Consider the following 18,243-nt stretch of genomic DNA (forward strand, 5'->3'; position numbering starts at 1 on the left):
CCCGGGCGAGCGGTCCTCCCCGCCCCGGCACTTGCCATCCCGCCTACCAGTTGCCCGGATCGGCAGTGTGATCGACGGCTGCGAATTCATCCGCCTTTGCCCGATCGAGCGTCACAGTCCGCGTCCGCTTCGTCTCATCGGCAACCAGATAGCGAAGCGGCGCCGCGTCCCGCGCAAGCTCCTGATACAGGAGAAGCGCAGCCTCCTCGGCGGTATCGGCTTCGATCTCTCGCGTGATGGTTACGGTGAACTTGTTCATGGCATCTGGCCTTCTCGATCGTCGCGGGCATGGGCGCAATGTCCACCGCCTGACAATAGGCTGAGAGCGGAATAGTTCAAGCTACCCTGCCCTCGACAACCAGCCGTCCGCCATCCGGCCCTCAAACCGACCGCATCAACCCGCCATCCACCTTCAGGCTCTGGCCGGTAATATACCCCGCCCCGTCGGACACCAGAAACGCGATGGTCGCCGCCACTTCCGCACTCGTGCCGTAGCGCTGCATCGGCACGGTCTCGCGTCGCGCCTCGGTGGCCGGAAGGCTGTCGATCCAGCCGGGCAGCACGTTGTTCATGCGGATGTTTTCGGCCGCATAGGTGTCGGCAAAGAGCTTGGTATAGGCGGCAAGGCCGGCGCGGAAGACCGCCGAAGTCGGAAACATCGTCGACGGCTCGAAGACCCAGGCCGTCGAGATATTGACGATCGCGCCCTTCTTCTGCGCCTGCATGATCGGGGTGACCAGCCGCACCGGGCGGATGACGTTCATCAGATAGACGTCCATGCCCGTATGCCACTGCTCGTCGGTGATCTCGTTGAGCGCGGCGCGCGGCCCATGGCCAGCGCTGTTGACGAGAACGTCGATGCGGCCCCAGGCGCCCATCGCGGCATCGACCAGCCGCTTCAGATCGTCGTTCGACTGGTTGGAGCCGGTCACGCCGACACCGCCGAGTTCGCCGGCAAGCGCCTCGCCCTTGCCGGATGAAGACAGGATCGCGACCTTGTAGCCATCGGCCGCAAGGCGTCTTGCGCTTTCGGCTCCGATGCCGCTGCCGCCTGCCGTGATTACAGCCACTTTTTCTACTGACATGCCGGTGCCCTCCTGAAACGATATCGTCGATTGATTGGTATCTGCGTGCACGGTATCATGTTCACTGCGCGAGCGCGAAACAGTTCTCCTCTTCTTTGCCAGTAGAAAAACTACTCGATGAGCGATATCCCAGGCAAGCTTCCCTCCCTCAATGGCCTCAGAGCCTTCGAGGTCGCCGCGCGCCACCTCAACTTCAGGCTCGCCGCCGAAGAGCTTGGTGTCACGCAGGGCGCCGTCGCCCAGCAGGTCCGAGGGCTCGAGGCGCAACTCGGCATGACCCTGTTCGAACGGCTTCCCCGCACGCTGGCGCTGACGGCCGAGGGCAGACGCTACATCGCCGATATCAGGCGCGCCTTCGAGATCATCGCGCGGGCAACGGATGAACTGAAGCCGCAGGCGATCAAGCTCACGATCAGTACGACGCCGACCTTCGCGTCGAAATGGCTGATCCCGCGCCTGCCTGACTTCACCGCCCTGCATCCCGATCTCGACCTGCATATCCTGGCGACCGAGCGCATCTCGAATTTTGCCGCCGATGGCGTCGATCTCGCCGTCCGCTATGGCCGTCCGCCCTTCGGGCCGGGGCTGAATGCCGAACTCCTGTTCGAACAGGAGGTCATCGCCGTCTGCAGCCCGCTGCTGCTTGCCGGCCGCAACCCGCCGCGCACGGCCGAGGAGCTTTCGGCCTATCCGCTGCTGCACGATGCCCACAATCTCTGGCCTGAATTCGTCGAGCGCCATCTCGCCAACAGCAGCAGCCCCACCTTCAAGGGCATCAGCTTTTCGCAGACCGCGCACGCCATCGAGGCGGCGATTGCCGGACAGGGCATCGTGCTTGCCAATGGCGGTTTCGTCACCGAGGATCTGGCCAGGGGCCGGCTGGTGCGTGTTTTCGAAGCCAGGCTGCGCGGCCCTTCGGATATCTACCTCGTCTGGCCCCGCCACCGGAAATCTGCCGCGCGGGAAACCGTGATCGGTTGGTTGTTCGCCGAAGCGCAGACGCCAGGCTGAGCGCTCGCGCTCGTGCCAGGGCCAGGCTGGCGAACATATAGACTGATGAGCCTCTTGTGCAGAACGCCGGAGACACCAGATTCAATCTCTTCATTGCCTCCGATAAGCATCGATAATCACAGGCCTATTTGATGTTCCATTTCGTTCTCGGGCTCCCCTGGCTCGTCGTCGTCCTCAGGTTCATTCTCCCCCTGCCATGGATCTGGCCCGCCAAGGCCCTGCTTGCCGGCCTGCTCCTCATCGCCTCGCAACAGGTGCTGCTGAACCGTATATCCTCGGGTTCCGTCTTCGCGCCCGAATATCCGCGCCCGCTGATTATCGTCCTGAATTTCCTCTTCGGCGCCACACTCCTGCTCGCCGTCTTCCAGATCGCGCTCGATGCCGTGTCGCTTGTCCTTGCCCTCATGGAGGGCCGATTTCCGGCCGTGCCCCCTGAAGTCCGCTATATCATCGGACTTGCAGCCTTCGGCCTGGCCGCTTTCGGCGTTGCCGGAGCCGTGCGCATTCCGCCGGTGAAAAACGTAGAGATCTCGATCCGGGACCTGCCCGAAGCCTTTGAGGGCTACCGCCTGCTGCAATTGACCGACCTGCATCTCAGCCGCCTATTCCCGGCCTCCTGGGCCGAAACCCTCGTCAGGAAGGCCAATGAGCTGAAAACCGACCTGATCGTCGTGACCGGCGATTTCATCGACGGCCGCCTCGAAAAGCGGCGGGCGGATGTCGCCCCCCTGGCGAAGCTTCGGGCGCCCGATGGCATCTTCGCCATCCCCGGCAACCACGAATATTATTTCGGCTACGACGAGTGGATGCAGCACGACGCCAGTCTCGGCATGCGCATGCTGATGAATGAGCACGCCGTCATCGAGCGCGAGGCGAGCCGCATCGTCATTGCCGGTGTGACGGATCTTGCGGCTTTCGGCAGAACCATGCCGAACCCGGACCTTGCCGCGGCATTGAACGGCGCTCCGGCCGAAGCCCCGATCATTCTCCTCGATCATCAGCCAAGAATGGCAGCCGAGACCGCCAAGAGAGGCATTGCGCTGCAGCTGTCCGGCCATACCCATGGCGGCATGGTGTTCGGCCTCGATCGTCTGGTCGCCCGCGCCAATGGCGGTTTCGTCTCCGGCCACTACCACGTCGGCGGCATGCAGCTCTATGTCAACAACGGCACCGCGCTCTGGCCGGGCTTTGCGCTGAGGCTCGGCCGGCCCTCGGAGCTGACGGTATTCACGCTGCGCAGACGCGCCTAATCCCGCTCGGGTTTTGCGTCTCTCACCATCAGGCGAATACGCTCGGCGAGATCGGGATCGACGGGATTATAGACGACCATGTTGAGATCCGGCCTGCCGTCGATTGCAAAGCCGGAATATTCAAGCTCGATATCGCCGAGAACGGGATGTCTCAGCCGCTTGGTTCCCTCGCCATGGGCGATCACCTCGTTCTCCTCCCAGATCCGCTTGAACTCGGCGCTCGTGCGGCAAAGCTCCTCCACCAGATCTGCTATTTCCGAGGTCGCCCCCGCCCGCGCCGCATCCGCCCGAAAGGCCCCGACGACGAAACGCGCCATGGCATCCCAGTCGTGCTGGACGTTGCGGACGCCGGGATTGGAGAAGAGCAGGCGCAAGACGTTCCTGTCATCAGGCGCAAGCTTGCCATAGTCGGTCATGACGATGGTGGCCGCGCGGTTCCACGCCACGATATCCCAGGCCGCCGTGCGCACCAGCGCCGGGCTCACCTCAAGCGTATCGAGAAGCCGCTGCAGGCGCGGGCTGATCCCCTCCACGGCGCGGTAGCGCACCTCGGGCGGCCGGCCAAGGCCGAGGATGAAGAGATGCTCGCGCTCCGGCTCGGTCAGCATCAGGCCACTGGCGATCCGGTTCAGGACGTCGGCCGATGGCGCTCCGCCCCGTCCCTGCTCCAGCCAAGTGTACCAGGTCGGGCTTATGTTGGCGCGCTGTGCCACCTCTTCCCGCCTCAAGCCCGGCGTGCGCCGTCGCCCGGAAAAACCGAATACAGCCGGATCGAGGCGCGAACGGCGGTCGCGAAGGAAGGTGCCGAGGGAGTTGACGTCAGTGCTCATAATATTCCTGTTAGCCATTATAATAGGATAACATCACTACTTTAACAGCATAAAACATAGCGCAATAGTGGGCTTCATCGCAATAAGGAGACACGACATGCGCATTTTCCTCACCGGCGCCACCGGCTTCATCGGCTCGGCCATCGTCCCCGAACTCCTGAAGGCAGGCCATCATGTCATCGGCATGACCCGCTCGGACGCCGGCGCCAAAGCGCTCGAAGAGGCAGGCGTAGAAGCCCACAATGGCGTGCTGGAAGAACCCGAAAGTGTCCGTCGCGGCGTCGAAAAGGCCGATGCCGTCATCCATACGGCCTTCGACCATGATTTCTCCCGCTTCGTCGAGAATTGCCAGAAGGACAGCCGCGTCATTGCCGCCATGGGCGAGGCGCTGAAGGGCTCCAACCGCCCGCTGCTCATCACCTCGGGCACCGGCATCGGCAATGCCCATCTCGGCGAGCCCGCGAGCGAAGACGTCTTCAACGACGAGCATCCCAACCCGCGCATCGCGTCCGAACGTGCCGGCAATGCGCTTCTCGACCAGGGCGTCAACGTCTCGGTCATGCGCCTTCCCCAGGTCCACAACACGTTCAAGCAGGGCCTCGTCTCCCCGCTCATCGAAATCGCCCGGCAGAACGGCGCTGTCGGCTATGTCGGCGAAGGCCGCAACCGCTTCCCGGCCGGCCACCTGCTGGACGTTGCCCTCCTCTACCGGCTTGCCATCGAAAGAGCCGTATCAGGCGCCCGCTACAATGCCGTTGCCGAAGAAGGCATCGCCACCCGCGAGATTGCCGAAGCCCTCGGCCGCRGCCTGAAGCTGCCGGTCATCTCGGTCGCGCCGGAAAAGGCGGCCGAGCATTTCGGCTGGATGGCAATTTTCGCCGGCCTCGATTTCCCGGCCTCAAGCGAAAAGACCCGCCGCATCCTCGGCTGGAACCCGGTCGGTCCAGGCCTGATCGCCGATCTCGACGCGATGGATTATGGCGCTCTCGCAGCCTGAGCCGCAAATGCACCTGCGGGGCCTTTCAGTCTCCCAGGTGCAGAGCGTTCCTGGTCGTCAGATCCCAAGCCCGCCGGCGACATCGATGACGCCGCCGCTCATGTAACCGCCATGCGGCCCCGCCAGATGGCAGATGAGCGCGGAGACCTCCTCAAGCGTCGCAATGCGCCTGATGGGATGCAGGTCGAGAAGTGCGTCGGGCACGGTGTCTCCCAGCGCTTCGACGGACATGTCGGTCGGCATCACGCCGGGCTGGACGACGTTGACGGTGATGTTGCGCCTGCCGAGATCGCGCGCCACACCCTTCGCATAGCCGATGAGCGCGGCCTTCGTACCGGCGTAATCGGCGACACCCGGAACCAGCACGCGTGTACCGAACAGCGAACCGATGAAGAGAATCCGGCCGCCATCGGACAGCACCGGAGCCGCCGCCCGCGTCACCGACACCGGCCCCAGCACATTGGTCTGCCATTGGCGGTCGAGATTGACCACGTCGAGTTCGGGATCGTCGACCGTCTTGCCCTGCACGGCGATCGCCGCATTGTTGACGAGGATGTCGAGCTTGCCGAAAGTGGCAATGACCTTGTCGATCAGCGGTTTGGCAGCGGCCGTATCGGCCTGGTCGCTCTGGATCGCCAGAGCCCGCACACCCTTCGCCCGCAGCCTCTCGACCACGGCCTCCGCCTTCCCGGCCGAGGCCACGTAGCTGATCGCAACATCAGCGCCCTGATCGGCCAGCGCTTCCGCCGTCGCCGCTCCAAGTCCGCGCGAACCACCGGTYACGAGCGCGACCTTTCCCTTTAAAATCTGAGGCATGAGTGTCCTTTCTACCCCGTCCAGGCGCGCGCCTGCCGTCATCGGCAAGCTGCGCATTATTTTCGTAACGACCGTTACGGTAACGATTGGTATGAAATGTAGACAACGCCTGTCAAGTAGTTTAATAACGGTCGTTATGAAATTGACCGGACTGACCTGATGGGACGCCATCGCGAGTTTGACGTGGAAAAAGTGCTCGATTCCGCCCTGTGCCTCTTCTGGCGCAAGGGCTACGAAGGCACGTCCTATGCCGACCTGACGGAGGCCGCCGGCATCGAGCGCCCCGCCCTCTATGCCGCCTTCGGCAACAAGGAAGCCCTCTTCCGCAAGGCGCTGGACCGCTATTCCGAGCGCTATCTGGATTACCTCCCGGTGGCGCTGAAACTGCCGACCTCACGCGAGGTCGCCGCTCATATCCTCTACAAGGCCATCGAACTGAACACCCGCTTCCCCGACCATACGGGCTGCCTCGGCATCAATGGCGCCATGGCCGGATCGGATGAGACCGAGCCGGTGCGCCAGGCGCTGATCGATTTCCGCGCCGCCGGCCAGGCCGATATTCAGGAACGTTTCGAACGCGCCAAAGCGGAAGGCGACCTGCCGGAAACCGCCAGCCCCGAAACGCTGACCGCCTTCATCCTGGCTATGACCCACGGCATGGCCGTGCAGGCCAAGGCCGGCTTCAGCCGCGAGATGCTGAACGCCATCGCCGATCAGGCGCTGTCTACATGGCCGACGAAATAGCCCTGAAGGCAAAACCCAACGGCCCAGCCGCTTGCTTATGAGTTGGTCCCTGTTGGTGCCAGCCTGTTATCCAATCTGCTGGAAAGGAGATCTTGAGGCATCGTCGTGAATCGATCGACGAGGAATGGCTGTCATCTCGCCGGAAAAGGCTCAGCCCTATACAAACACAAAAATTAGTCCGTCAGATCAGGGGCGAACGACCACTCGTCAGCCATGAACTCAAGCGTCTCGTCGCGGAAATAGTAGAGAAAATGTCGAGAGTTGGCGGTGTCGGCCCGGATTGTCTCCCAAGGCACGGCATCGCGGATCGGGTCGTGGCCAATCAACTCGTAGAATTTGCCCCAATGCGGAGCGATGCCACTGTAACGACCATGGCCATTGACCTTGTACCATTCATGATCGTTGGTGCCGTCCCAGCGCCACCGGGTGCAATCAATAAAGCTTAGCGTGCCCCATGCCTCATCGAACTTCGGGCTGGCCTTTGAGAATAGGCTCAAAGCCTTCGCCATACCCAACCGCTCTTTGTCTCGCATGGGCCTGCAGGAGCGGAAACGGACGTTAACCGAGCTGTCCGCAACCGACACCTGAGGCTCTGGCGCATTTGGCTCGGCCGCCCAGCCTTGACCGAGCTGTTGTTCTAGAAACTTGAGCATTCGCCACGAATAGTCGAATTGCATGGCGATTTCCACCGAACCCAATCATCAAGCTCTCATGGGTTCACGGCCGTTTTCAGTCTCTCCATCCTGCCACTGCATTTGAGCGCGCACTACCCCGCCGCCGCATCCATCTTCGCCCGCACCGCGAGAAACGCCGCCGTCAGCCGCGCCAGGACCGGCGATTTGACCGTGCCATTTGCCCCGCCGATCGGGTCCACGATATGGATCCGTCTCAGGTCCTCCATGAACTCGTCCCACAGCTTCTGCCCGCCCTCCTCCAGCAGCTCGGCGCGGATGCTCAGATCCTCGCTCACCGGCAGGAACCGCCGCCCCCAGGCGCCGATCATCGCGAACATGGGCACGAGCTGGATGGAGGCTTCCGTCAGGCTGTAGATCGCTTTCTGGCTGTGGGAGGGATCGTCGAGCTTGGTGATCAGCCCGCAGGACATCAGCCGTTTGAGACGCGCCGCAAGGATATTGGAGGCGATGCCCTCCTCCGATTGCGTCAGGAGCTCGCGAAAGTGCCGGCGATTGCCGAACATGATATCCCTGATGATGACAAGGCTCCATCGGTCGCCCAGCACCTCCATCGTCAGGTTGATCGGGCAGCCCGACCGTATCTCGATATCCATATTCGACTCCGTGAGAAAACCAGTTGCATTATAGGATCGGTCGTGCGACAACACAACTGATTTCAATATGCAATCAGATGGAGGCTGACATGGCACGTGTACGCGTTGCTGCATTTTCCCTTTCGGTGGATGGTTTCGGCGCAGGTCCGGACCAGAGTCTTGAAAATCCCCTCGGCAAGCGCGGCATGGAACTGCACCAGTGGTTCTTCGGCACCCGCACCTTCCGCGCCATGATCGGCAAGGATGACGGCTCCACTGGCACCGACGAGAAATATGCCTCGACCGGCAATACCGGCTTCGGCGCCTTCATCCTCGGCCGCAACATGTTCGGCCCGATCAGGGGCGAATGGCCGGACGACGCGTGGAAAGGCTGGTGGGGGCCGAACCCGCCCTACCACGCGCCGACCTTCATCCTCACCCACCATGCCCGCGAGCCCATCGTCATGGAAGGCGGCACCACCTTCCATTTCGTCACCGGCGGCATCGAGGAGGCACTGGAAAAAGCCAGGGCCGCAGCCGGCGACAAGGACATCAAGATCGGCGGAGGCGTCAGCACTGTCAGGCAATATCTGAAGGCCGGCCTGGTCGACGAGATGCATTTCGCCATCTCCCCGGTTGTCCTCGGCAAGGGTGAAGCCATGTTCGAAGGCATCGATCTGCCCGCACTCGGCTTCTCCGTCAGATCCCACGAGATGACGGAACTGGCGGCGCATGTCGTGCTGTCGAAATAGGACGCAAGAGATTATCGCCGGCGCATCCGCCGGGCGCGATCGAGCGTCCGGTTTTTTTGGAGGAGCGCGACAGGCATTACAGGCGCGAAGCCGCCGTTACCAGGCATTTACCGTAACGTACTTCCGCGGCCCGCTGTTTTCCCCTACCGATCGATCCGTACGGTCAACACCGCGCACGATCAATCCGGTGGGGAGCAGCAATGACATTTGCGGATTTTGTCACGCTCACTCTGAAGGCCAGCCTGTTCCTGATCGTTTTTGCGCTCGGGCTACGGGCAACGTTCAGCGACGTCACCTACTTGCTCGCCCGCCCGGTCCTGCTGTTCAAATCCATCCTGTCGATGAACATCGTCATGCTGGGTTTGGCCCTGGCGGCCGCGTTCTTGTTTCCGCTGCCCCTGCCGCTCAAGATTGCCCTCATCGGCCTTGCAATGGCGCCCGTTCCACCGATCCTGACCATAAGGCAGAGTAAGGCGGCCGGGACGTCTTCCTACGCGATCAGCCTGTGCGTCACGGCGTCATTTCTCGCCGTCGTCCTCGTTCCGCTCGCCATCGCACTGGCAGATGTCGTCCTTGGCGAGCGCTACCAGATGCCTGCCATCCGTGTCGTGCCGATCGTCCTCGTCTCTGTCATCCTGCCGCTCGTGCTCGGGATGATGGTCGAGCGCTTTGCCCCCGTCGTCGCGCGGCAGTTCGTGCAACCGATCGCAAGGCTCGGAACCGCCCTGCTCATTCTGGCGGCTGTGCCGGTCCTCATCGTGACGCTGCCTGCGACCTGGGCGCTTGTTGGCAACGGGCTCATCCTGTCTCTGGCACTTTTTACCGCTTTCGGGCTGCTGGTCGGCCACGCCATGGGCGGGCCGCATGCCCATGATCGCGTGGTTCTGGCGCTGGCGACGGGCGCGCGCCATCCCGGCGTCGCGATGGCGATTGCCGCCTACAATTTTCCGGACGAGAAGGCGGCGGTAGCAGTGGTGCTGCTGCATGTTTTCATCGCTGCGCTCGTCGCGATACCCTATCTGAAATTTGCCCGCCTCAACGCCGCGCCTGCCGAAAGCCTCGACACGTAATATCCTCCAGCAGGCGCATCGGCCGATGCACTCGACACCGGCCGATGCCGCGGCAGGCTCAGACCAGCCCCTGGCTGAAGCCGAATTCGCCCTCCGCTTCCGCCGCGCTGACATCCTCGCCGAACAGCATGTCATTATGCGGCCGGCCGCTGCGGACCATCGGATAGACGTTTTCCAGCGCCGCGACCCGGCAGTCGAAAAGAACCGGCCGGTCGATGGCGATCATCTCGCGGATCTTCTCATCCAGCTCCTCCGGCCTCTCGCAGCGCAGGCCCACGGCCCCATAGGCCTCCGCCAGCTTGACGAAATCAGGCAGCGAGGCGGAGTAGGATCTTTCCCGCCGGTTGCCATGCAGGATCTGCTGCCATTGCCGGATCATGCCGAGCTGCGCATTGTTGAGGATGAAGATCTTGACCGGCGCCTGGTGCTGCATGGCCGCCGAAAGCTCCTTCAGCGTCATCTGCACCGAGCCATCGCCGACAATGCCGAGAACGAGCCGCCCGGGATGGGCGATCTGCGCACCGATCGCCGCCGGCAGACCATAACCCATCGTGCCGAGCCCGCCCGAGGTGAGCCAGCGGTTCGGCCCTTCGATACCGAAGAGCTGTGCCGCCCACATCTGATGCTGGCCGACATCGGTGGTGACGATAGGGTCGAGATCGGTCGTCAGCGCATGCAGCCGCTCCAGCGCATATTGCGGCATGATCGCGTCATGGCGCATCTCATAGGCAAAGGAGTTCCGCGCCCGCCATCGCTCGATCTCGCCCCACCACGCATCCAGCCGCCCGCGCTCCGGCCGGGCCGGAAGCGCCCGCCAGGCTTCGATCAGATCCCGCAGCACATCGGCCGCATCGCCGGCTATGCCGATATCGACGGATACGTTCTTGTTGATCGAGGATGGATCGACATCGATATGGATCTTCCTCGAACCCGGCGAAAACCTGTCGACACGCGAGGTGACGCGGTCGTCGAAACGCGCACCGATGGCAATCATCAGGTCGCAATCATGCATCGCCATATTTGCCTCATAGGAACCGTGCATGCCCGGCATCTTCAGCCAGTTCGGTCCGCTCGCCGGATAGGCGCCGAGCCCCATCAGCGTCGAGGTGATGGGAAAGCCGGTCAGCTCCACCAGTTCCCGCAACAGGCGCGAGGCCTCCGGCCCGGAATTGATGACGCCGCCGCCGGTATAGAGGACCGGCCGCTCAGCCTGCGCCATCAGCCTGACCGCGGCAGCGATCGCCTCCTGATCGCCGCACCTCGGCAGCTTATAGTTCGCAGGCATCGAAACCTCCTGCGGCCCGACATAGAGCCCGCTCGCAAACAGCACATCCTTCGGCATGTCGACCAGAACCGGCCCCGGCCTGCCTGACGTCGCGATCCTGAAGGCGAGATGGATGGTCCTTGCGAGGTCGTCGATGTGATCGACGAGGAAATTATGCTTGGTGCAGGGCCGCGTGATGCCGACCGTATCGCATTCCTGAAAGGCATCCGTGCCGATCAGCGTCGTCGGCACCTGCCCGGTCAGGCAGACGAGCGGAATGGAATCCATCAGCGCATCCTGCAGCGCGGTGACGGCATTGGTGACACCCGGTCCTGATGTGACCAGCATGACGCCGACCTTGCCGGTCGAACGCGCATAGCCCTCGGCGGCATGCCCTGCCCCCTGCTCGTGGCGCACCAGCAGATGTTTGATCTCGTCCTGCTGGAAGATCTCGTCATAGATCGGCAGCACGGCAGCACCCGGATAGCCGAATATGTGCTCGACGCCATTGTCGCGCAGCGCCCGCAGCACGATTTCGCCGCCGTTCATCAGAGGGCCGAAAGAAGAAGGATCGGAGGAATTTTGGGTAAAGCTGGCCTTATCGCCGGTCATAGCAATTTTCCGTCGTTGATAGGGTGATTGGGTTGCGACGGGGCACAAAAAAAGGCCCCGTCAGGGACCTTGTGTTCGGCGCATGGGTGGCTGATGCCGGACGGTTACACCGTCCTGCCCATGCGCGATATCACCACGACGAGAACCATTGCGATTTTCATGGGCGTAAGAGCTAACCGCAAATTTGCGGTCCGTCAACGGCATCTCTGCCTGCCCTATTGCGCTGTCGCTGCCCGCATGCTGTGCCAACGCCAGCGGTTAGATCATCCGATACCTGCATCTACCTCATGCATATCGCGCAGCGGCCGCGATCGACGCCTGACATTTGCGAGGGCTCGGCTTTCGTCGCGCCCTCGCAGGGAGGCGTTCTCAATCGAATGTCGCCTGCACGATCCATGCCTCCTCTTCGCTCGGAATATCGAAGCCTTGGATATATTTCGCGAGCAGCTCGTCCGTTATCGGAAACGCGGCATTTGCATCACGTCGTGCCGAGCGTTCTCTCAAACGGCCGCGCAAAATCGCCTCGTCCACCTGAAGATAAATGATGCAGCACCGGTGATCCCGAGCTTCGACAAGCCCACGGTAGCGGGCGCGAACCGCCCCATTCCAGAAGGCAAAATCGATCACTGCCTTCGTGCCGCGCATGAGCTGGTCTTCAAGGCGGAGCCGCAGCCGCGTTTCGGCGGCGGCCTGCAGATCGGCATAGGCAGCTTCCGGATAATCGACGCCAAAACGCCCGTCATGGCGCCAGACCTCTTCGTCGATCGAGAAACGCTCACATCCGAGCGCCTCCAGCCGCTGCGCAAAGGTCGTCTTGCCGGAACCTGCCAAACCGCACATCATGAACACGATCCGCGGCTCGGTCCGCACCAGATCTTCGGCGGCGGCCACTGCCTGCCGATAGGACATTACCATCCGAAACCCGCCTCCCTGCGATCCTGATCGGCGACAAACCTCAGCGTTTGACATCGTGCCGCACGCCTCGACTGACAAGAGCCGGCCACCACCTATGTGCCTATTTCTATCCCTCTGAACTTGCTCACACAATGCGTCAGCGGCCGGCACGCTTTCCGTCGACCGCCAACGAGAAGGCCTCACCAGGGGACAGCGCCCTGCTCGCTCTGGCAAATGCCTTTAAGGTCGTGCCCTTGAAGCAAAGCCATTCGCACCGGAAAAGCCGCAGCCTCCGATGGCGTGCGGTCGCCGCGATGGCCACTGAGGTCGGTGGCCACGAGGCCGGGGCAAGCCGATACGGCGGTGATCCCGGTATCGCTGAGCTCCGCATTGAGCTGGACCGTCAGCATGTTCAGCGCCGCCTTCGACGCATTGTAGCCGATGAGCCGCACGCCATAGAACGGCCAGCTCGGATCGCCGTTCAGCGTCAGGGAGCCGAGGCTGCTGGTCATGTTGACGATGCGCCCGGCCTTGGTCTTGCGCAAAAGCGGCAGCATCGCCTGCGTCRCCGCGAGCGCCCCGATGAAATTGGTCTCCAGTTCGCTGCGCACGGCATCGAGCGAGGCCTTGCCGGGCGCGCCGTCCGTATAGTCGGCAATGCCGGCATTGTTGACGAGGATATCGAGGCGGCCGTGCCGCGCATCGATCTCCGCGGCGGCGGCCGCAATGCTTCCCGCATCGCAGACGTCGATCCGGATGAACGATACGTCGAGCCCCTGCGCGGCGAGGTCATCCGCCGCGGCCTGGCCGCGCCCGGCATCGCGTGCGCCGAGCAGAACAGACACGCCTGATCCGGCGAGCTGTCTGGCGATTTCATATCCAATTCCCTTGTTTGCGCCTGTCACGAGCGCGATACGTCCAGTGCTGTTCATCCTGAAGTTCCTTGAAAATCTCGATCGGTGCGCGCAGATTGAAAATAAGAAGGATTCTTCAGGTTTTGAATTCGCATATGGTTTCCGCGCAGGTATCAGCCGCAAATGCCCGCAAATCACCGCGTCAGGCGCGGTCGGTGAACACCGTCGAGGCGATTTTCGAAGCGACGATTCAGGTTTTGATAGCGGACGGTCCGGGTGACCTGACGACGACGCGGGTCGCCGAAAGAGCCGGCGTCTCCGTTGGCTCCCTATACCAGTATTTCCCGAACAAGCAGGCGCTGTTCCACGCGGTCAACGAGCGCTACCTGACGATGCTGGCCGAACGCGTGGAAGCCGCCTGCCTCGCCCATCGCGGCGCGCGCTATGCCGAGATGGCCGATGCCCTCGTCAGCACCTATATCGAGGTGAAAATCGAGCGCCGCGATGTCACGATCGCCCTCTACCGCGCCGCCGCCGAGATCGATGTCGCCGGCATCGTCGAGGCCATGTCGCAGCGCATCGAAGCGGCAAGCCATGCCATGTTCGCCACCGCCTCGGACGCAGAGTTCGACAATCTCGCCACCGTCAACGTGATGATGCTGAACGTGCTCTGCGGCACCGTCCGCAACGTCTTCGACCGCCACATGTCGGAACTGCTCATCGACGGCGGTTTGCGGACGCAGCTGACGCTGATGTTCTGCACCTATCTGGCTGCCGCGAGAATTGCGGCCTGAAATCGCCGGTCTGCGTCCTACTCCGCCAGCTCCCGCATGACCTTGATAAGGTCCGACTTGCCTTCGAAGCCGATGCCGGGCAGTTCCGGCATGGTGATGTGGCCGTCGATGACCTTTACCCCATCCGGGAATCCGCCATAGGGCTGGAAAAGATCAGGATAGCTCTCATTGCCGCCAAGGCCGAGGCCAGCCGCAATGTTGAGCGACATCTGGTGGCCGCCATGCGGAATGCAGCGTGAGGGCGACCAGCCGAACTGGCGCAGCACATCGAGTGTACGCAGATATTCCACCAGCCCATAGGACAGCGCGCAGTCGAATTGCAGATAGTCGCGGTCGGCGCGCATGCCGCCATAGCGCAGCAGATTGCGGGCATCCTGATGCGAGAACAGGTTTTCGCCTGTCGCCATCGGCGCATCGTAGAATTCAGATATCGCCGCCTGCAGCGCATAATCGAGCGGATCGCCGATTTCCTCGTACCAGAAGAGCGGATAGTCGCGCAGCATCTTGGCATAGGCGATGCCGGTCTCCAGATCGAAACGCCCGTTTGCATCGACGGCAAGCCGCGCCTCAGGCCCGATTTCCTCGAGCACGGATTCGATACGGCCGCGATCCTCGTCGATCGAAGCCCCGCCGATCTTCATCTTGACCACGGTATAGCCGCGGTCGAGATAGGTGCGCATCTCCTTGCGCAGCGCGCTGTTGTCCTTGCCGGGATAGTAATATCCGCCGGCGGCATAGACGAAGACCCTGGGATCGGCTTGCCTGCCCTTCATATCCGCCAGCAACCGGAAGAGCGGCTTGCCCTCGATCTTGGCGACGGCATCCCACACCGCCATGTCGATCGTGCCGACAGCGACCGAACGCTCGCCGTGGCCGCCTGGTTTCTCGTTCTTCATCATCGCCGCCCAGATCCGCTGCGGATCTAGATTGGTGCCGGCATCGTTCACGAGACTGTCGGGTGCCGCTTCCAGGATACGGTCCCTGAAGCGCTCGCGGATCAACCCGCCCTGCCCGTATCGCCCATTGGAATTGAAGCCGTAGCCGACCACGCGCCGCCCGTCTCTGACGACATCCGTGACGACGGCGACAAGGCTCGTCGTCATCTTGCTGAAATCGATATAGGCGTTGCGGATCGGCGAAGCGATCGGCTTCGTCACTTCGCGGACATCGATGATGCGCATGGCAGTCTCCATTCTTCAGATGCCGATGTTCTACGAGTCAGGCGCCCTGTCGTCCAATGCCGATCCGGGCTCTTTCAATGCCGATACGGCATAGAGAATCTCGAAATCGCTTGAAATAATCGACAGGATGCCGTTTGTTCGATGCCATCAAGGCATCACCAAAAACGGATCGACATAAGTGGAAACGGCCTGGCTTGCCGACCTCAAGGCACTCGCGGAAACCCTGAACTTTTCGCGCGCCGCCGAAAAGCGCCATATCACGCAGCCCGCTTTCGGCCGCCGCATCAAATCGCTGGAGGACTGGTGCGGCGCCGAACTCGTCGATCGGTCCACGCACCGCCTGAAGCTGACCCCCGCGGGCGAAGCCATGCTGGCAGCGGCCGATGATGTCACCGCCYGTCTGGAGCGCGCCATCAGCGAAATCGAACAGATGCGGGCGGCGACCTCGACGGTGACCTTTGCCGCCACCCACGCACTGTCGTTCATCTTCTTTCCCGGCTGGATTCAAGGTCTGGGCCACGAGGCATCGACGATGCCTATCCGCCTCCTCTCCGACAATATGAACGAATGCGAGCGGATCATGATGGAGGGGCGCGCGCAGTTCCTGCTCTGCCACGACCATCGAAACAGCAGAATCCGCCTCGACATGAACGCCTACAGGCAGGTGGAGCTTGCGACTGACCGCCTGATCCCCGTCAGCGCACGGGACCGGGATGGCCGACCGCTCCACAGCATTTCGGAAATCGCGGATCGCCCTATCCCCCATCTTGCCTTCGAGGAAACGTCGGGCATGGGCCGCATCCTGTCATCCGCCCTTTCCGCCAGGACATCTTCGCTGCAATTCTCGACGGTCTTCACCTCGCATCTGGCAATGGCGCTGAAGGCACTTGCGATCGAGGGAAAGGGTGTGGCCTGGATCCCGGAGAGCCTGGCGGCGGATGAGATGGGACCGGCTGGAAGACTGACCTCAGCCGGATCGGCGGATTGGGCGGTCGATGTCAGCATCGTGCTGATCAGGCCAAGGGCGCGCATGACCGACATTGCCGAGAGCTTCTGGAACCTCGTTCAAGGCAAGGCTGGCATTCAACCCGCCCATCGTGGTTCGTCATGACTCCAGCTCATTTCATGAGCGGAGCCTGTCTYAGCGCCGCGTGAATATCGCTGACGACGGCAGCACCTTCGCCGACGGCGGCCGCTACCCGCTTCGTCGAACCGGCCCGGACATCGCCGATCGCAAAGACGTTCGGAAGACTGGTCTCCAGCTGCAGGGCGCGCCTTCCGAGCTCCTCTTCGACCTCAGGGCTGAAGGTCGTACCGGTCCTGATAAAGCCCCTGTCATCCGTCTTGATGCGGCACTTGATCCAGTCGGTATTCGGGTCGGCGCCGATGAACATGAAGACGCGGCGAAGATCGAAGTTCTTCTCGGACTGTGCCCTGAGCTCAGTGATGGTTGCCGCCAGCCGGCCATGCGGGTCTTCCGACAGCGCCGTCAGCTCGCATCCGAGATGCATCTCCACATTCGGCAGCGCCGCGATGCGATCGATGAGATAGGTGGACATGGTCTCGGCCAGGCTTCGGCGGATCACCAGGTGGAGACGCCGCACCCGCGGCGCAAGGAATGCGATCGCCTGGCCGGCCGAATTGCCGCCGCCGACGAGCGCGATATCGTCGTTTTCGCAGAGTTTGGCTTCGATCGCGGATGCCCAATAGGAAATGCCGGCGCCCTCGAAGCGCGCTATGTCGGGAATATCGGGCCTGCGATACCTGGCGCCCGAGGCAATGACGACGGTCCGTGCCTTGACTGCCCTGTCCCCGTCAATCCGCAAGACCATAGGGTCGGTCCTGCGTTTGCCGGCCGGGGCTGGAATGAGCTCGTTCACATCAAGCGGCARGGCRATCTCCGCKCCGAACTTGAGCGCCTGATTGAAGGCGCGGCCGGCGAGCGCCTGGCCTGAAATTCCGGTCGGAAAGCCGAGATAGTTTTCGATGCGGGAAGAACTGCCGGCCTGCCCGCCGATCGAACGGTTATCGATGACGATGACGCTGAGCCCCTCCGATGCCGCGTAGACCGCAGCAGCCAGGCCCGACGGGCCGGCCCCGACGATCGCCACATCATAGACGGTTTCCGGATCGAGTTCCGGCGTTATGCCGAGGCAGCAGGCTGCTTCGGCATCTGTCGGATGTTTGAGCACCGTACCGCTGGGGCAGACCATGAGCGGCAATTCGCTGGCCAGGATCCCAAGCCTTTCCACCAGGCCTCGGCCTTCATGGTCCGAGGCCGCATCGAGGACGACATGAGGATAACCGCTTCGGGTCAGAAAGCCCTGCAGGCGAACCAGATTGGGCTCTCCGGGATGGCCGATCAGAACGGAGCCGGCGCCGCCGAAATTGATCAGTTCCACACGCCGCAGGATATAGGCGCGCATGATGATCTCGCCGATCTCGGCCGAGCCGATGATGAGAGCCTTCAGATGCGCAGCATCGAATGCCAGCGCCACACATCCTTCCGGCCCGGCACGCCCGCCCGCAAGTACCGGCCGCCCGGAAAGCTGGCTGACTTCTCCTGAAAACTGCCCTGCATCATGGCTCGTGATCAGGGCTTCCGGCATCGACAAGCCGTCATGCCTGAAAACGTCGAGCCGGCCGGAAAGGATCAGCCATGCCGGCGAATGCCTGTCGCCGATCTGCGAGACGATCTCGCCGGGAGCAAAGGAATGCGGGCCACTGCTGGCAAAACGCCCGGCTATCTGGACCTGCGCTGCGCTCAGCACCGGAAACATCTGGTGACGGCGGGTTTCGAGACTGTCGGAGCTCATCTCGGC

General features: G+C 62.4%; 19 protein-coding genes. 8 read left to right on the forward strand and 11 right to left on the reverse strand.

The window, feature by feature from the left end; translation table 11 throughout:
• Positions 1-43 precede the first annotated feature (43 nt).
• Both AC1DF8_RS00995 and AC1DF8_RS01000 read right to left on the reverse strand, forming a co-directional pair.
• Entirely contained in the window at positions 44-259 is a 216-nt protein-coding gene (locus tag AC1DF8_RS00995; protein WP_018115036.1) for a hypothetical protein, read from the reverse strand.
• Positions 260-380: 121 nt separating this feature from the next.
• The gene (locus AC1DF8_RS01000) at positions 381-1,085 is read right to left on the reverse strand and encodes an SDR family oxidoreductase (RefSeq protein ID WP_477994628.1); all 705 of its coding nucleotides are present in this window, start codon (positions 1,083-1,085) and stop codon (positions 381-383) included.
• Positions 1,086-1,202: 117 nt separating this feature from the next.
• On the opposite strand from AC1DF8_RS01000, the gene gcvA reads away from it, so the two are divergent.
• Both gcvA and AC1DF8_RS01010 read left to right on the forward strand, forming a co-directional pair.
• Positions 1,203-2,096, forward strand: a complete 894-nt coding sequence (gcvA, locus tag AC1DF8_RS01005) for a transcriptional regulator GcvA (protein WP_113016773.1) — start codon at positions 1,203-1,205, stop codon at positions 2,094-2,096.
• A 131-nt stretch (positions 2,097-2,227) separates the two neighbouring features.
• Positions 2,228-3,346 carry a metallophosphoesterase gene (locus AC1DF8_RS01010; RefSeq protein ID WP_477994630.1) on the forward strand — a complete coding sequence of 373 codons (1,119 nt, stop codon included), beginning with the start codon at positions 2,228-2,230 and terminating at the stop codon, positions 3,344-3,346.
• Here AC1DF8_RS01010 and AC1DF8_RS01015 read toward each other — a convergent pair.
• On the reverse strand, positions 3,343-4,176 hold the full coding sequence (locus AC1DF8_RS01015; RefSeq protein ID WP_477994632.1) for a helix-turn-helix transcriptional regulator: 834 nt from the start codon (positions 4,174-4,176) through the stop codon (positions 3,343-3,345). The genes AC1DF8_RS01010 and AC1DF8_RS01015 overlap by 4 nt on opposite strands.
• A 97-nt stretch (positions 4,177-4,273) precedes the next feature.
• On the opposite strand from AC1DF8_RS01015, the gene AC1DF8_RS01020 reads away from it, so the two are divergent.
• A complete protein-coding gene (locus tag AC1DF8_RS01020; RefSeq protein WP_477994634.1) occupies positions 4,274-5,173 on the forward strand; it encodes an SDR family oxidoreductase in 900 nt (299 codons plus the stop codon).
• A 57-nt stretch (positions 5,174-5,230) separates the two neighbouring features.
• On the opposite strand, the gene AC1DF8_RS01025 is transcribed toward AC1DF8_RS01020, so the two are convergent.
• Positions 5,231-5,989, reverse strand: coding sequence for an SDR family NAD(P)-dependent oxidoreductase (locus AC1DF8_RS01025; RefSeq protein WP_477994636.1), 759 nt, complete (start codon positions 5,987-5,989; stop codon positions 5,231-5,233).
• Positions 5,990-6,148: 159 nt separating this feature from the next.
• On the opposite strand from AC1DF8_RS01025, the gene AC1DF8_RS01030 reads away from it, so the two are divergent.
• Positions 6,149-6,733, forward strand: coding sequence for a TetR/AcrR family transcriptional regulator (locus tag AC1DF8_RS01030; protein ID WP_477994638.1), 585 nt, complete (start codon positions 6,149-6,151; stop codon positions 6,731-6,733).
• Between the two features lie 173 nt (positions 6,734-6,906).
• On the opposite strand, the gene AC1DF8_RS01035 is transcribed toward AC1DF8_RS01030, so the two are convergent.
• Entirely contained in the window at positions 6,907-7,410 is a 504-nt protein-coding gene (locus AC1DF8_RS01035; protein ID WP_477994640.1) for a hypothetical protein, read from the reverse strand.
• 89 nt (positions 7,411-7,499) lie between these two features.
• The gene (locus AC1DF8_RS01040) at positions 7,500-8,021 is read right to left on the reverse strand and encodes a winged helix-turn-helix transcriptional regulator (protein WP_113210485.1); all 522 of its coding nucleotides are present in this window, start codon (positions 8,019-8,021) and stop codon (positions 7,500-7,502) included.
• A gap of 89 nt (positions 8,022-8,110) precedes the next feature.
• Between AC1DF8_RS01040 and AC1DF8_RS01045 the strand changes: the two genes are divergently transcribed.
• Both AC1DF8_RS01045 and AC1DF8_RS01050 read left to right on the forward strand, forming a co-directional pair.
• Entirely contained in the window at positions 8,111-8,752 is a 642-nt protein-coding gene (locus tag AC1DF8_RS01045; RefSeq protein WP_112969448.1) for a dihydrofolate reductase family protein, read from the forward strand.
• Positions 8,753-8,952: 200 nt separating this feature from the next.
• Positions 8,953-9,822 (forward strand): Na+-dependent transporter, encoded by an 870-nt coding sequence (locus AC1DF8_RS01050; RefSeq protein WP_477994642.1) that lies wholly within the window; start codon positions 8,953-8,955, stop codon positions 9,820-9,822.
• A 58-nt stretch (positions 9,823-9,880) separates the two neighbouring features.
• Here the strand turns inward: AC1DF8_RS01050 and AC1DF8_RS01055 are convergent, their stop codons facing one another.
• The 3 genes from AC1DF8_RS01055 to AC1DF8_RS01065 all read right to left on the reverse strand — a co-directional run bounded on the left by AC1DF8_RS01055 (position 9,881) and on the right by AC1DF8_RS01065 (position 13,524).
• A complete protein-coding gene (locus tag AC1DF8_RS01055; protein WP_477995050.1) occupies positions 9,881-11,635 on the reverse strand; it encodes an acetolactate synthase 3 large subunit in 1,755 nt (584 codons plus the stop codon).
• A gap of 432 nt (positions 11,636-12,067) precedes the next feature.
• Entirely contained in the window at positions 12,068-12,613 is a 546-nt protein-coding gene (locus AC1DF8_RS01060) for an ATP-binding protein (protein ID WP_113147322.1), read from the reverse strand.
• A gap of 179 nt (positions 12,614-12,792) precedes the next feature.
• Positions 12,793-13,524, reverse strand: a complete 732-nt coding sequence (locus tag AC1DF8_RS01065; protein WP_477994645.1) for an SDR family NAD(P)-dependent oxidoreductase — start codon at positions 13,522-13,524, stop codon at positions 12,793-12,795.
• A gap of 137 nt (positions 13,525-13,661) precedes the next feature.
• On the opposite strand from AC1DF8_RS01065, the gene AC1DF8_RS01070 reads away from it, so the two are divergent.
• Positions 13,662-14,240, forward strand: coding sequence for a TetR/AcrR family transcriptional regulator (locus AC1DF8_RS01070; protein ID WP_477994647.1), 579 nt, complete (start codon positions 13,662-13,664; stop codon positions 14,238-14,240).
• A gap of 17 nt (positions 14,241-14,257) precedes the next feature.
• Here the strand turns inward: AC1DF8_RS01070 and AC1DF8_RS01075 are convergent, their stop codons facing one another.
• Positions 14,258-15,421 (reverse strand): mandelate racemase/muconate lactonizing enzyme family protein, encoded by a 1,164-nt coding sequence (locus tag AC1DF8_RS01075; protein ID WP_113147325.1) that lies wholly within the window; start codon positions 15,419-15,421, stop codon positions 14,258-14,260.
• A 178-nt stretch (positions 15,422-15,599) separates the two neighbouring features.
• Between AC1DF8_RS01075 and AC1DF8_RS01080 the strand changes: the two genes are divergently transcribed.
• Positions 15,600-16,532: a LysR family transcriptional regulator gene (locus AC1DF8_RS01080; RefSeq protein WP_477994650.1), complete on the forward strand. Its 933-nt coding sequence runs from the start codon at positions 15,600-15,602 to the stop codon at positions 16,530-16,532.
• Between the two features lie 7 nt (positions 16,533-16,539).
• On the opposite strand, the gene AC1DF8_RS01085 is transcribed toward AC1DF8_RS01080, so the two are convergent.
• Positions 16,540-18,237, reverse strand: a complete 1,698-nt coding sequence (locus AC1DF8_RS01085) for an FAD-dependent oxidoreductase (protein WP_477994652.1) — start codon at positions 18,235-18,237, stop codon at positions 16,540-16,542.
• Positions 18,238-18,243 lie beyond the last annotated feature (6 nt).

The organism is Rhizobium sp. 05N49 (assembly GCF_056396805.1).

Excerpts from the sequence above, each read along its gene's own strand:
- AC1DF8_RS00995 (WP_018115036.1), bottom strand. The coding sequence starts at position 259 with ATGAACAAGTTCACCGTAACCATCACGCGAGAGATCGAAGCCGATACC.
- AC1DF8_RS01000 (WP_477994628.1), bottom strand. The coding sequence starts at position 1,085 with ATGTCAGTAGAAAAAGTGGCTGTAATCACGGCAGGCGGCAGCGGCATC.
- gcvA (WP_113016773.1), top strand. The coding sequence starts at position 1,203 with ATGAGCGATATCCCAGGCAAGCTTCCCTCCCTCAATGGCCTCAGAGCC.
- AC1DF8_RS01010 (WP_477994630.1), top strand. The coding sequence starts at position 2,228 with ATGTTCCATTTCGTTCTCGGGCTCCCCTGGCTCGTCGTCGTCCTCAGG.
- AC1DF8_RS01015 (WP_477994632.1), bottom strand. The coding sequence starts at position 4,176 with ATGAGCACTGACGTCAACTCCCTCGGCACCTTCCTTCGCGACCGCCGT.
- AC1DF8_RS01030 (WP_477994638.1), top strand. The coding sequence starts at position 6,149 with ATGGGACGCCATCGCGAGTTTGACGTGGAAAAAGTGCTCGATTCCGCC.
- AC1DF8_RS01035 (WP_477994640.1), bottom strand. The coding sequence starts at position 7,410 with ATGCAATTCGACTATTCGTGGCGAATGCTCAAGTTTCTAGAACAACAG.
- AC1DF8_RS01040 (WP_113210485.1), bottom strand. The coding sequence starts at position 8,021 with ATGGATATCGAGATACGGTCGGGCTGCCCGATCAACCTGACGATGGAG.
- AC1DF8_RS01045 (WP_112969448.1), top strand. The coding sequence starts at position 8,111 with ATGGCACGTGTACGCGTTGCTGCATTTTCCCTTTCGGTGGATGGTTTC.
- AC1DF8_RS01050 (WP_477994642.1), top strand. The coding sequence starts at position 8,953 with ATGACATTTGCGGATTTTGTCACGCTCACTCTGAAGGCCAGCCTGTTC.
- AC1DF8_RS01055 (WP_477995050.1), bottom strand. The coding sequence starts at position 11,635 with ATGAACGGCGGCGAAATCGTGCTGCGGGCGCTGCGCGACAATGGCGTC.
- AC1DF8_RS01060 (WP_113147322.1), bottom strand. The coding sequence starts at position 12,613 with ATGGTAATGTCCTATCGGCAGGCAGTGGCCGCCGCCGAAGATCTGGTG.
- AC1DF8_RS01075 (WP_113147325.1), bottom strand. The coding sequence starts at position 15,421 with ATGCGCATCATCGATGTCCGCGAAGTGACGAAGCCGATCGCTTCGCCG.